The organism is Pseudomonas sp. NPDC089396 (genome assembly GCF_044749545.1).
In the GTDB taxonomy this organism is placed as follows: domain Bacteria; phylum Pseudomonadota; class Gammaproteobacteria; order Pseudomonadales; family Pseudomonadaceae; genus Aquipseudomonas.
In genome coordinates, this window is the sequence record NZ_JBIVIC010000008.1 from 295,557 (window position 1) to 309,046 (window position 13,490).

Below are 13,490 nucleotides of genomic sequence, written 5' to 3' on the forward strand. Positions count from 1 at the left end.
TTCAGTGGCTGCTGTGGTCGACGGCGATGCATTCACCGCTGACATCGAGGTATTGGCGGTTGCGCGGGGCGATCAGCAGGTACAGCGCGGCGGCGATGCCGGCACCGATCAGCCAGGAAAACGGCGCAATGGCATGGAAGTTGGGCACCAGGGCCAGGACGATGGCCAGCAGGGCGGCCGGCACGAAGGCGGACACGGCGCGCAGGTTGATGCCCTTGCTGTAGTGGTAGGCGCCGGCCGGGTGCTCGCTGTACAGCTCCGGCACGTTGATGCAGCCTTTTCGCAGCAGCCAGTAGTCGGCCATGATCACCCCGTACAGCGGGCCAAGCAGGGCGCCCAGGCCGGACAGGAAGTAGACGATCACCAGCGGGCTGTTGTAGAGGTTCCACGGCAGGATGAGCACGGCCAGGGTGGCGCTGATCAAACCTGCGCGGCGGAAGTTCAGGTGGCGCGGCGCCAGGTTGCTGAGCACGAACGCCGGGGCGACGAAGTTGGCCATGATGTTCACCGCCACGGTGACGATCAGGAAGGCCAGGCAACCGAGCACCAGGAACGGTGTGCTGGGGATGCTGGCGACGATCTGGGTCGGGCTGTCGATGATCTGGCCGTTGATCTGGAACTGCGCACCGCACAGCACCACGGTGATCATGGCGAACACCAGGATGTTCACCGGCAGGCCCCAGAAGTTGCCGACGCGGATGGTCTTGCGGCACGGCGAGGAGCGGGCGAAGTCGCAGAAGTTCAGCACCAAGGTGCCGTAGATCGCCAGCCACAGGGCGCCGCCGGCAAAGATGTTGCGCCACATCTCGGCACCGGTCAGCGGCTCGGTCACCGACCAGGCGATGCGCGCATCGGCCTTGAAGTACATGAACAGTGCCAGGCTGGCCACGGTCAGCAGGATCACAGGGCCCGCGAAGGCCTCATAGCGGCGCACCATCTCCATGCCGTAGGCAAGGATCACCAGCTGCACCAGCCAGATCGCCACGAAGCACACCCAGCCCAGGCTCGAAAGGCCCAGCAGGCTGTCGTGGTCGAAGCTTGCCAGTTGCGGCCACACGGCCGTGAGCAGCACGCGCAGCACCACCGAGGCCAGGTAGGTCTGGATACCGAACCAGGCGATGGCGATGACTGCGCGGATCAGCGCCGGGATTTGCGCGCCGTGGATGCCGAAGGCGATGCGGCTGATCACCGGAAACGGCACGCCGGTCTTCTGGCCCATATAACCGGACAGGTTCATGAAGAAGTACACCAGCGCTGCACCGATCGCCAGTGACAGGAGGATTTGCCAGCCACCCAGGCCGAGGGCGAACAGACCCATGGCGAATGAGTAGTTGGCGATGTTGTGCACATCGTTGGTCCACAGCGCGAAGATGCTGTAGCGCCCCCAGCGGCGGCCTTCCATACGGGTTGGTGCGAGGTCGCGGTTATGCAGGCGTGGGCTCAGTTCAAGTAACGGAAGTTCACCGACCAGGGTGGAAGAGGGGGTGGTGCTGGCGACGGATAGTTCAGGGGCAAGGTCGAGGCTGGTACTCATTCCGGCAGGCTCCTGATGCACGTGGACTGCGATGAGCGGGCATGCGCACGGGCTCGCCATCTCGTCGGTGCAGCGTTGGCATCACTGGGTTCTGGGCGCGGCGGCTGACTTTTGGGTCAATGTCGCGAGTTATTGTGTATTTATGTTTTGCAGAACTTGTATACAAAACACGAACACACAAAAGCGAGTTCCGTGCCAGGCGGAAAGCGGCCTGCGGGTGGCCATTATTCTGAATCTATCTAGTTGAAAGATAAGTGAATGAAATAGCGTAAATATAAACTGACCAAGTGAACAGGTTTAATTTTTTAGTGGGTGATTTAGTTGATCGATTGGTCAGAATTAGTTAAACGAAATGTGTAACGGATTGGGGCGTTACTTGGGAAAGTGCACACAAAAATGGCACCTATGGTGACATTTCTGTGTACAAAAAATAGTCAGCTTTTTCTGCTCTGGCCCTATCGCTGGCAAGCCAGCTCCCACAGGTACCCCACAAGCCTCAAGGCCGGTGAAATACCTGTGGGAGCTGGCTTGCCAGCGATAGGGCCCTTACAGAAAATCAATCCATCGGCGGCAACCGCCGTTTCACCGGCGACTTCTTGATGATCGCGGTATTGGTCTCGGCCAGCACATTGATCCGGTCCAGCAAGGTGTCGAGCTGTTCCATCGACCGCACATGCAGCCGTGCAATGAAGCAATCCTCACCCGTCACCTTGTCGCACTCGGTGAACTCCGCAATGGCGATGATCTGCCGTTCCACTTCCTGCAGTTGCCCTGGCAGCGGGCGAACACGCACGATGGCCTGCAACTGGTAACCGAAACTGCGCGGGTCGACATCGACCGTGTAGCCCCGCAGCACGCCTCGCTCTTCCAGGCGCCGCAGCCGTTCGCTCACGCTGGGGGCCGACAGGCCGCTGATCTGCGCCAGTGCCTTGAGCGAACGGCGTGAGTCTTCCATCAGGGCATTGATCAGCAGTTGGTCAATGGCATCGGTCATGGGTACCTCGTTAGGCGTGATTGCGGATTTGCCTTGATAGTAAAGGCGAACGCGTCACATGGCCTTGGTTATCCGCTGGAAGGCAAGGCGTTACCCTCCGCATACTAGGCCCATCGTCAACGGGAGGTGTGAGATGGACAGTTCATTGCGCCGTGGCTCGCTGGAAATGGTCGCCGCCATGTTGATTTCCGGGACCATCGGCTGGTTCGTGCTGGTCTCGGGCCAACCGGTGCTGGAGGTGGTGTTCTGGCGCTGCGTGTTCGGCGCCGGCACCTTGCTGGTGATCTGCGCAACGCTCGGCTTCCTCAAGCCTGGCGTCATCAGCCGCAGCGCCTTGCTGCTGGCGATTCTCAGCGGCGTGGCCATCGTCGGCAATTGGGTATTGCTGTTCGCTTCCTATTCGCGGGCGTCCATCGCCATTGGCACGGCGGTGTACAACGTGCAGCCGTTCATGCTGGTGGGGCTGGCGGCGCTGTTCCTCGGCGAGAAGATCACCCTGCCCAAGGTCACCTGGCTCAGCGTGGCCTTCCTCGGCATGCTGGCCATCGTCAGCGCCCATGGTGCCGGGCAGGCCAGTGGCGACGAGTACCTGCTGGGTATTGCCCTGGCCCTGGGGGCGGCGTTTCTGTATGCCATCGCCGCGTTGATCATCAAGCGTCTGAAAGGCACGCCACCGCACCTGATCGCCTTGATCCAGGTGGTCACCGGCGTGCTGCTGCTGGCGCCTTGGGTCAAGCTGGGCGGGCTGCCTGGCGAGCCCTCGGCACTGGCCAGCCTGGTGACCCTGGGCATGGTGCACACGGGGTTGATGTACGTGCTGTTGTACAGCGCCATCCAGCGGTTGCCCACGGCGCTGACCGGGGCCTTGTCGTTCGTCTACCCGATCGCGGCGATCCTGGTCGACTGGGTGGCGTTCGGGCACCGCCTGGCGCCGTTGCAGTGGCTGGGCGTGGTGTTGATCCTGCTGGCGGCGGCGGGCATGCAGCAGGGTTGGTGGTTCCGTTCGGCGCAGGTGGTAGCCAAAGGGTAGAATGCCCTCTTTTACTTGCTTGCGACCCGCCATGACTTCGCCGATCCAGACCCTCGAACAGCTCCTGCTCACTGCCCTCGACCCCGCCCCGCAGGAAACCCGCCGCCTGTTCCATGGCCGCGGCCGTTGCTGGCCGGGGTTGGAACAGGTAACGGTCGACTGGCTGCAGGGCGTGCTGTCGGTGGCGCTGTTTCGCGAACCGCCGCCAGGCCAGCTGGCGGAGCTCGAAGCCATGCTCGGCCGCCTTGCAGCGCACCCGCAATGGGCCGGCCAGGCCATGCTGATCCAGCACCGTTACTTGCCCGACAGCCCAGGCCAATGGGTCTGGGGCGAGCCGTGCCAGCAACGGGAAGTGGTCGAGGACGGCCTGAGCTACCTGCTCGACCTCGGCGTGCGGCAGAACAATGGCCTGTTCCTCGACATGCGCTATGGCCGCCGCTGGGTGCGCGAACAGGCCGCAGGCAAGCGGGTGCTCAACCTGTTCGCCTACACCTGTGGCTTCTCGGTGGCGGCGATTGCCGGCGGTGCCGAACAGGTGGTCAACCTGGACATGGCCAAGTCGGCGCTGTCGCGTGGCCGCGACAACCATCGGCTCAATGGCCACGATGCGTCGCGGGTGGCGTACCTGGGGCATGAGCTGTTCAAGTCGTGGGGCAAGGTGCGCAAGTATGGGCCGTATGACTTGATCATCATCGATCCGCCGACATTCCAGAAAGGCAGTTTCGTGCTGACCCAGGACTACGCGAAGATCCTGCGGCGTTTGCCAGAGCTGCTGAGCGCTGGGGGGACTGTGCTGGCGTGTGTGAACGACCCGGGGATCGGGCCGGAGTTTCTGATCGAAGGGATGGCTGAGCAGGCGCCTTCGCTGGCCTTTGTCGAGCGGTTGGAGAACCCACCGGAGTTTCCTGATGCTGATCCGGCGGGGGGCTTGAAGGCTTTGGTATTCCGCCAGGGTTGATGTTGTTTTTACTGGCCCTATCGCCGGCAAGCCGGCTCCCACAGGGACGCCACAATGCTCAAGGGCTGTTGTGGGAGCCGGCTTGCCGGCGATAGGGCCGGTACAGACACCATCAAGCCGAAACCCCACGCACCGGCATGGGGTACACCTGGGCAAAACTCACATTCTCGGTCTGGTCCACACGCTTCTTCAGCCGCTCGTTGAATGCCCGACTCACCGCATACTGCCCCCCGGAAATGGTACGGAACTGCGCCGTGAGCACAAACCCGTTCAAATCCATCCGATCGACCCCAAACACCTGCAGCGGTCCCTGCAGGTTGATGCGCAGCAGCGGGTCGTCGCTGATCGACTGCCCCACCTGATGGATCAGCGTCAGCGATTCGTCCACATCGCTGTCGTAGGTGAACTGCACCGAGAAGAACGCATAGGCAAATTGCCGCGACTGGTTGGTGACGGCCTTGATCTGGCCGAACGGCACCGAGTGCACGAAGCCCTTGCCATCGCGCAGGCGCAGGGTGCGGATGGTCAGGCTCTCGACCGTGCCGGCGTGGCCGGAGTCGAGCACCACCCAGTCACCGATCGAGATGGTGTCTTCGATGAGGATAAACAGCCCGGTGATCACATCCTGCACCAGCTGTTGCGAACCAAAACCGATGGCCAGGCCGATTACCCCGGCACCGGCCAGCAACGGCGCCACATTGATGCCCAGGTTGGCCATGGTGGTGATGGTGCAGATGATGACCAGCACCACCTTGATGGCGTTGCGCAGCATGGGCAGGATGGTCCGTACCCTCGTACTGGGCTGGCGTGCCGCACGGCGGCCGACCGCCGGCTTGAGCGCTTCCTGAATGGCGGTGTCGAGCACCACCCACAGAAGCCAGGTCACCAGCAGGATCAGGCCGATGCTCGACAGCGAGTTGCTGATCGCCTGGCCCAGTCTGTTGCTCAGGGCGAAGTCGATCACCGAGAAGCCCCAGATGCGCCCGAGCAGTTCGATGAAGGACACGGCCATGACAATGCGCAGCAATGCGTGGGCGAGGCTGCGCAACAGTTCCTTGTAGGGTCGCACCCGTTGCATGGCATCCGCTTCGCCGGCGGCCAGCAGGTGTTGCAGCAAGGTACTGAGGAACACCGTCGAAACCAGCAGCACGGTCGTCAGCAACGCCTTCTGCAAGGCTTTCTGGCTTTCTTCGCCGGCGCCGATGAGGTGGATGGCCGAAACCAGGATCATCAGCAGGATCGGCAGGTACCACAGCACCGAAAAGATTCGCAGGGTCTCCTGCACAGCGCGGTGTTGCTGACGGTCCTTGAGGGCGCGATTACGGATCAGGTGCGCGACCGGGCGGCGCAGGCGGATCACCAGGCTGGCGAAGATGAAGGTGGCAACCAGGCCGGTGGCCACGGCGATGCTGGCGGTGATGTTGCCGCCCAGTTGGCGGGCGATCTGCGGACTGGTCAGAGCATCGCTCCAGGCGGCGAGAAAGCCGATCAGAAACAGCGGGCGCGGTGCCAGGCGCTTGATCACTGCCACGGCAGCGCGTTTGTGGCCGGCATCGAACAGGGTGACCAGACACAGAATGATCGAGGTCGAGAACAGGCCGCTGCTGGTGGCGTAGGCCAGGCTCAGGCCCAGCGCGCGGGCTACCGACGGGTCGAGGAAGCGGCTGACGTACAGGGTGATTGGCAAGCTGGCCAGGGCCGGCAGCGTGTACGGCAATAGATAACCAAGAAGGCTGCTGGCGCGTTTGCGCTGGCGCAGCCATGCCCCGTTTGCACTGCGTTTGGCCAGCCAGCGGCCAGCGCGGGTGAGCACGGTGAAGCTGACGGCCCAGGCGAGGGTCAGCAGCAGGAAGTTGCCGGCCAGTTGCAGTGTATCGCCAGCGTTGTGGCGATCGACCAGGCGTACCACTTCCTTGCTGGCGCGGTCGGTACGCAGGCGCCAGGCGTCGATCAGGTGGGCGTCGAGGTCGAGTTCCTGGGCGGCGCTGTCCAGGCCGTCGGCCAGGGCGCCCAGCAGGCCGCCCTGGAGCACGGGCTCGGAGTCGGCGGGTTGTTCTTCGGTGGGGGCAGGGTCTGCGGCGAGCAGGTGGGTGCTCAGCAGGCAGCCGAGCAGCAGGGTGGTGAAGTAGCGCAGCACTGGAGTACTCCTTGGGCCGGGGTGAGCGGGGCAGGGTTACTCAAGAAACTGAGGGGTGTTGGGCGGGGAAAGTTCGATGGAATTCTCGGGCCCTATCGCCGGCAAGCCGGCACCCACAGGTATTGCACTGTGGGAGCCGGCTTGCCGGCGATCAGGCCGGTACGGCGTGCATCAATTACGGGTTGGAATAAATCTGGTCGAACACGCCACCGTCATTGAAGTGGGTCTTCTGCACGGTGCGCCAGTCACCGAAGGTCTTCTCCACCGACAGGAAGTCGACTTTCGGGAAGCGGTCGGTGTACTTGGCCAGCACCGTCGCATCACGCGGGCGCAGGTAGTTCTGCGCGGCGATTTCCTGGGCCTGCGGTGACCACAGGTACTTCAGGTACTCCTCGGCCACGGCCTGGGTGCCTTTTTTCGCCACCACCTTGTCGACCACGCTCACCGGCGGCTCAGCCTCGGCCGACACGCTTGGGTAGACCACCTCGAACTGATCGCGGCCGAACTCGCGGGCGATCATCTCGGCTTCGTTCTCGAAGGTCACCAGCACGTCGCCGATCTGGTTGGTCATGAAGGTAGTGGTGGCGGCGCGGCCACCGGTATCGAGCACCGGCGCCTGCTTGAACAGCTTGCCGACGAAGTCGCGGGCCTTGGTTTCGTCGCCGCCTTGCTTGAGCACGTAGCCCCAGGCCGACAGGTAGGTGTAGCGGCCGTTACCCGAAGTCTTGGGGTTGGGCACGATCACCTGCACGCCATCCTTGAGCAGGTCTGGCCAGTCCTTCAGGGCTTTCGGGTTGCCCTTGCGGACGATGAACACGGTGGCCGAGGTGAACGGTGCGCTGTTGTTCGGCAGGCGCGTCACCCAGTTGTCCGGCACCAGCTTGCCGTTGTCAGCCAGGGCATTGATGTCGGTGGCCATGTTCATGGTGATGACATCGGCCGGCAGGCCATCGATCACCGCGCGCGCTTGCTTGCTCGAACCGCCGAAGGACATCTGCACATTGACCTTCTCTTTGTGCTCGGCTTCCCAGTGCTTCTGGAAGGCCGAGTTGTAGTCCTTGTAGAAGTCGCGCATCACGTCGTAGGAAACGTTGAGCAGGGTAGGGGCGGCCTGGGCGAGGTTGCCGAGGGCCATGCCTGCGACGAGCAGCGAGGCGGTGAACAGTTTTTTCACTGAGGCTTTCCTTGTTGTTCAAGTGTTTGGCAATTTGCCAGCGACTATAGCGTTTCGTTCCTGAGCGATTAAAGACCAAATGGATCTTTGCTTATTCGGTTTTCGGGAACAGTGAATTGCCGCACCGCGAGCAGAATGCCGCGCCGTGTTCGTGGCTCTTCTTGCGGCAGGTCGGGCAGTCATGTTGCAGCTGTTCGCCGCGCATGGCGTTGGCCAGTTCCGCGGTGAAGATGCCGGTGGGCACAGCGATGATCGAGTAACCGGTGATCATCACCAGCGACGACAGCACCTGGCCCAGCGGCGTCTTCGGCACGATGTCGCCGAAGCCCACGGTGGTCAGGGTGACGATGGCCCAGTAGATGCCTTTGGGGATGCTGGTAAAGCCATGCTCCGGGCCTTCGATCACGTACATCAGGCTGCCGAACACGGTGACCAGGGTCGATACGCTGACCAGAAACACGATGATCTTCTGCTTGCTGCCGCGCAGCGCCTCCATCAGGTAGTGGGCCTGCTTCAGGTAGGGGCTGAGCTTGAGTACGCGGAAGATCCGCAGCATCCGGATCACCCGGATGATCAGCAGGTACTGCGCGTCGCTGTAGTACAGGGCGATGATGCCCGGCACGATCGCCAGCAGGTCGACCAGGCCGTAGAAGCTGAAGGCATAGCGCAAGGGCTTGGGCGAGCAGTACAGGCGGGCCAGGTACTCGACCAGGAAGATCGCGGTGAAGCCCCACTCGATGCCGGCCAGCAGGCCCGCGTAACTGCGGTGCACTTCGTCGATGCTGTCGAGAATCACCGTGACCAGGCTGGCGAGGATGATCAGCAGGAGGATCTTGTCGAAGCGTCTTCCAGCCACGGTGTCGGTCTGGAAGACGATGACGTAGAGCCGTTCGCGAATGGAGGGCAGAGTAGTCATGAGGCATGGATTCCGAAAGCGAGATGGCAAGGCTAGGAGCTACATGAGGGTTCATGCAAGCAGTGCCGACCGCGATAACTGGTAGAAATGCCAGTTTTGAGCAAGTGATCGATGGTGCAGGATCGTGGTTCACAAACTCGTTAGCGACGATGTTGTTTCTTGGCACTCACGTATGAGGTCATTACATGGCTACCAGGCGCAGTAGAAATAGAATGCACGCTCTGGACTATTCACCGTATGGATACTTGGCGGAGCACGGGTTCGCAGGCGTGCTGCGTTTTACCGGCCAGCGACTGGATACCGATGCAGGGGGGTATTTGCTTGGCAATGGGTATCGTCTGTTCAATCCGTCATTGATGCGTTTCGCCAGGCCCGATACCGTCAGCCCGTTTGGAGTGGGGGGGCTCAATCCCTATGCATATTGTTCAGGAGATCCAGTCAACATGTGGGATCCCTCCGGCAAGGCAGGCCAAAGAACGGGGCTAACAGCGCTTCTTAATAACTTCGGACTGCCTAAAAAGGACCTCAAGTTCCACCTCAAGTCACTGGCCACTCCAGCGCACAAAGGGCAGTGGTTGTATGTGAAAAAACGAACGGGCGATCAGTTCACGACCTATCGATTTACTGGCGACCACCCTTTGATTACAGGTAGACAAGAAGGACCGGTCGAAACGCGATCACAGGTCGCCGGCGTTTTTTTCACTAAAGGGGATGTCTACATACCATCGCCCAGATTCGACCATCCGGGGATTAATCTGATAGCGAAAGGCTACAAACGAGAAGTGTTGGCATCAGAGACGCATACTTTTATTTTGCCTGCGGCTGGTGCTGGATTGACGGTGGCGAACCAGAATTCCGGGCCGCCAGGGATTTCCCGGAGACAGAGAGCAGTGCCCAACGACTACGTCGGGGATATCCGTCGGTAGTCCCCACGCATCAAATGATTTCCTAAGTGAAGGACCCAGCAGGCACTGACAAATGGTGCGGTCAGGCAGGCAATTGGAAGCAGGTTGAACAATGGCTGAAGGAGCAAAGAAGTAAATATGGCCAGCAGTGTTACCCAAGGGCGTTCGCCCTGTCGGCTGAAGGCCAGTGCCGCCAGCGCCGCGTTGAAGCCGTACAGACCCAGCCAGGCCGCCTGGGCCTGGTCGGCCAGCAGCGCCACGCCACCGCCGATGGCCGAGCCAATCACGGCCCAAAGCGCGGCATACGGGTTGGCGATGAACATGCCGGCGATGATCAGTAACCCGGCCAATGGCTGGTCGAGCAGGAAGATCTGCCCCACACCGCGCGCCAGTGCGTACAGCGGTTCGGCTTCGACGAAGCCGTTGGGCGAAGGTGTGGCCAGCAGCAGGGTGGCCCAGCCCAGCAGTACGAAGGGTGCGGTGTAGGCGATCAGCAACTTGCCGCCGCGCTTGCGCCACTGGTGGGTGATGATGCTGGAAAGGCCGCCGGCGGCGATGATCAGGGGCGGCATGATCACCGACCAGGGCAGCACGGCGCTGATCAGGATGCCGATCAGCACGCCGTTGTAGGAGTACAGCCCGGCCTGGCGGTCGGCGCGGTCATAGCCGCGGCGCTGGGCGGTGAGCAGGCCCGCGAGCGCGCCGAGCAGGGCGCCGCCGACCAGGGTGGGGGCGGTGAGCAGGATGGCCAGCAGGCAGCACAGGCCGCACAGGGGGCTGCGCAGCAGCAGCACCTGGCTGAAGCCGTTGAGCAAGGCCGTGGCCCAGTCGGGGCACGGGTTGACGAAATTTTTGGTGTACATGGGCAGTCGGTAAAGGTTGATGGGGGAGCGGTGGGCCTCTTTGGGCCTCGGTTTTCCGCATGAAGGGGAGGGCTTTGCCCTCCAATCGCTGGCAAGCCAGCTCCCACAGGTCCAGCAGTGCATCCAGGAGCAGCAGAGAACTTTGTGGGAGCCGGCTTGCCGGCGAAAGGGGCGCAAAGCGCCCCCGGCGATTTCAGATCAACGTCTCGATCCGCAGCGTATTAGTCGAACCCGGCTTGCCGAAAGGCACACCGGCGGTAATCAGCAGCGTGTCGCCACGGCTGGCCATACCTTGGGCCTGAGCGATCTCCAGCGCCGTGGAGACAACCTCGTCCACCTGGCGCAGACGGTCGTTGACCACCGAATGCACGCCCCAGGCCACGCTCAGGCGGCGAGCGGTATTCAGGTTCGGCGTCAGGTTGAGGATCGGTGCCCGTGGCCGCTCACGCGCAGCACGCAGGGTCGAGGCGCCCGACTCGCTGTAGTTGACCAGCACCGCCACCGGCAGGATGCCGCTGATACGGCGGATCGCGCAGCTGATGGCATCGGACACGGTGGCTTCGGCCTTCGGCCGGCCCACCTCGAGCTGGGCCTGGTAATCCGGGCCATTCTCCACCTGGCGGATGATCTTGCTCATCATCTGCACCGCTTCCAGCGGGTAGTCACCCGAGGCCGTCTCGGCCGACAGCATCACCGCGTCGGCACCTTCGGCCACGGCATTGGCCACGTCGGTGACTTCGGCGCGGGTCGGCGCTGGCGAGAAACGCATGGATTCGAGCATCTGCGTGGCCACCACCACCGGCTTGCCCAGCTGACGGCAGGTGCCGATGATGCGTTTCTGGATCTGCGGCACGCTTTCGGCCGGCACTTCCACGCCCAGGTCGCCACGGGCGACCATGATCGCGTCAGACAGCTCGGCGATCGCCTGCAGCTGCTCGACGGCCGATGGCTTTTCGATCTTGGCCATCAGGTAGGCGCGGTCGCCGATCAGCTGGCGGGCCTCGGTGATGTCTTCCGGGCGCTGCACGAACGACAGCGCCACCCAGTCCACGCCCAGTTCCAGGCCGAAGGCCAGGTCACGGCGGTCTTTTTCAGTGAGCGGCGACAGGTCGAGTACTGCCTGGGGCACGTTGACGCCCTTGCGGTCGGACAGCTCACCGCCCGCCAGCACTTCGGTGTCGATGGCGTCGCTGTGCTTGGCGGTGACCCGCAGGCGCAGCTTGCCATCGTCCAGCAGCAGGTCCATGCCGGGTTCAAGCGCGGCGATGATCTCCGGGTGCGGCAGGTTGACCCGGCGGCTGTCGCCCGGGGTCTTGTCCAGGTCCAGGCGCAGGGCCTGGCCGCGTTGCAGCTGGACCTTGCCTTCGGCAAAGCGGCCCACGCGCAGTTTCGGGCCCTGCAGGTCCATGAGGATGCCCAGCGGGTAGTTCAGCTGCTGCTCGACTTCGCGGATCCACTGGTAACGCAGGGCGTGGTCGGCGTGCTCGCCGTGGCTGAAGTTGAGGCGGAAGATGTTCACCCCGGCTTCGACCAGTTGGCGAATGTCGTCGATGCCGTTGATCGCAGGGCCGAGGGTCGCGAGGATTTTGACTTTTTTATCAGGCGTCATGATTGGGCAGTCTCAAGGATCAGGATGGCGCGGAAGTCGTTGACGTTGGTACGGGTCGGCTCGGTGACGATCAGCGCGTCGAGCGCTGCGAAGTAGCCGTAGCCGTTGTTGTTGTCCAGCTCATCGCTGGCCGACAGGCCCAGGGCCTCGGCGCGGGCGTAGCTGTCTGGCGTCATGAAGGCGCCGGCGTTCTCTTCCGAGCCGTCGATGCCGTCGGTGTCACCGGCCAGGGCGTACACGCCCGGCAGGCCCTTGAGGCTTTCGGTGAGGCTGAGCAGGAACTCGGCATTGCGCCCGCCACGGCCATTGCCGCGCACGGTCACGGTGGTTTCGCCACCGGAGAGGATCACGCACGGCGCTTTCAGCGGCTGGCCGTGCAGGACGATCTGCCGGGCGATGCCGGCATGCACCTTGGCCACTTCGCGCGATTCGCCTTCCAGGTCACCGAGGATCAGTGGGCTGAAGCCTGCCTGGCGAGCCTTGACGGCCGCGGCCTCAAGCGACTGCTGGGGCTTGGCGATCAGTTGGAAGTGGCTGCGGGCCAGGGCCGGGTCGTTGGGCTTGACGGTCTCCGAGGCGGGGTTGTTCAGCCAGTCGATGACGGCTTTGGGGGCTTCGATGTTGTAGCGCTTGAGGATCGCCAGGGCATCGGCCGAAGTGCTTGGGTCGGCCACGGTGGGGCCGGAGGCGATGACCGTGGCCAGGTCGCCCGGGACATCGGAAATCGCATAGGTGTAGACAGTGGCCGGCCAGCAGGCCTTGGCCAGGCGCCCGCCCTTGATCGCCGAGAGGTGCTTGCGCACGCAGTTCATTTCGCCGATGGTGGCGCCGGACTTGAGCAGGGCCTTGTTGATCTGCTGCTTGTCGGCCAGGGTCAGGCCTTCGGCCGGCAGGGCCAGCAGGGCGGAACCGCCGCCGGAGAGCAGGAAGATGACGCGGTCGTCTTCTTCGAGGTTGCTGACCAGTTCCAGCACGCGCTTGGCCACGGCCAGGCCGGCGGCATCGGGGACCGGGTGGGCGGCTTCGACCACCTCGATCTTCTGGCAGTTGGCGCCGTGGCCGTAGCGGGTCACGACCAGCCCGGAGACTTCGCCTTGCCAGCTCTTCTCGACCACTTCGGCCATGGCGGCAGCGGCCTTGCCGGCACCGATGACGATGACCCGGCCGCTACGGTCGGCGGGCAGGTAGGGTTCGAGGACTTGGCGCGGGTGGGCGGCGGCGATGGCTGTGTCGAACAGCTCGCCCAGAAGTTTTTGCGGATCGACCGACATGGCAGGCTCCCAGAATTCTTGTTGTTCTCAAAATCGAAAACGCCCCTGGAACTGCCTCCGTGCAGGCCGAACCAGGGGCGGGTGTTGCTCGGTGTCACC

Annotated in this window: 11 protein-coding genes; 3 read left to right on the forward strand and 8 right to left on the reverse strand. The window is 63.0% G+C overall.

All coding sequences use genetic code 11. The features are described from left to right. Position 1: 1 nt before the first annotated feature. Positions 2–1,534 carry an NCS1 family nucleobase:cation symporter-1 gene (locus ACIPZB_RS17610; RefSeq protein WP_400641832.1) on the reverse strand — a complete coding sequence of 511 codons (1,533 nt, stop codon included), beginning with the start codon at positions 1,532–1,534 and terminating at the stop codon, positions 2–4. Between the two features lie 556 nt (positions 1,535–2,090). Further along, positions 2,091–2,528, reverse strand: a complete 438-nt coding sequence (locus ACIPZB_RS17615) for an Lrp/AsnC family transcriptional regulator (RefSeq protein ID WP_400641833.1) — start codon at positions 2,526–2,528, stop codon at positions 2,091–2,093. Positions 2,529–2,661: 133 nt separating this feature from the next. On the opposite strand from ACIPZB_RS17615, the gene ACIPZB_RS17620 reads away from it, so the two are divergent. Further along, entirely contained in the window at positions 2,662–3,558 is an 897-nt protein-coding gene (locus ACIPZB_RS17620) for a DMT family transporter (RefSeq protein WP_400641834.1), read from the forward strand. Between the two features lies 1 nt (position 3,559). Continuing rightward, a complete protein-coding gene (locus tag ACIPZB_RS17625; RefSeq protein ID WP_400641835.1) occupies positions 3,560–4,516 on the forward strand; it encodes a class I SAM-dependent methyltransferase in 957 nt (318 codons plus the stop codon). Positions 4,517–4,628: 112 nt separating this feature from the next. Here the strand turns inward: ACIPZB_RS17625 and ACIPZB_RS17630 are convergent, their stop codons facing one another. From ACIPZB_RS17630 to ACIPZB_RS17640, 3 genes are all read right to left on the reverse strand, one after another. Next, positions 4,629–6,653: a mechanosensitive ion channel family protein gene (locus ACIPZB_RS17630; RefSeq protein ID WP_400641836.1), complete on the reverse strand. Its 2,025-nt coding sequence runs from the start codon at positions 6,651–6,653 to the stop codon at positions 4,629–4,631. A gap of 175 nt (positions 6,654–6,828) precedes the next feature. Continuing rightward, entirely contained in the window at positions 6,829–7,827 is a 999-nt protein-coding gene (locus ACIPZB_RS17635; protein WP_400641837.1) for a sulfate ABC transporter substrate-binding protein, read from the reverse strand. A gap of 91 nt (positions 7,828–7,918) precedes the next feature. Then, on the reverse strand, positions 7,919–8,743 hold the full coding sequence (locus ACIPZB_RS17640) for an ion transporter (protein ID WP_400641838.1): 825 nt from the start codon (positions 8,741–8,743) through the stop codon (positions 7,919–7,921). A 212-nt stretch (positions 8,744–8,955) separates the two neighbouring features. Here ACIPZB_RS17640 and ACIPZB_RS17645 point away from each other — a divergent pair, with 212 nt between their 5' ends. After that, complete coding sequence (locus ACIPZB_RS17645; protein WP_400641839.1) at positions 8,956–9,669, forward strand: RHS repeat-associated core domain-containing protein; 714 nt, start codon at positions 8,956–8,958, stop codon at positions 9,667–9,669. Here ACIPZB_RS17645 and ACIPZB_RS17650 read toward each other — a convergent pair. The 3 genes from ACIPZB_RS17650 to ACIPZB_RS17660 all read right to left on the reverse strand — a co-directional run bounded on the left by ACIPZB_RS17650 (position 9,645) and on the right by ACIPZB_RS17660 (position 13,391). Then, complete coding sequence (locus ACIPZB_RS17650; protein ID WP_400641840.1) at positions 9,645–10,511, reverse strand: urea transporter; 867 nt, start codon at positions 10,509–10,511, stop codon at positions 9,645–9,647. The genes ACIPZB_RS17645 and ACIPZB_RS17650 overlap by 25 nt on opposite strands. Before the next feature lie 193 nt (positions 10,512–10,704). Next, positions 10,705–12,120 (reverse strand): pyruvate kinase, encoded by a 1,416-nt coding sequence (gene pyk, locus ACIPZB_RS17655; RefSeq protein WP_400641841.1) that lies wholly within the window; start codon positions 12,118–12,120, stop codon positions 10,705–10,707. After that, complete coding sequence (locus ACIPZB_RS17660) at positions 12,117–13,391, reverse strand: glycerate kinase (protein ID WP_400641842.1); 1,275 nt, start codon at positions 13,389–13,391, stop codon at positions 12,117–12,119. Before ACIPZB_RS17660 ends, pyk begins: the two co-directional genes overlap by 4 nt. Between the last annotated feature and the right edge of the window lie 99 nt (positions 13,392–13,490).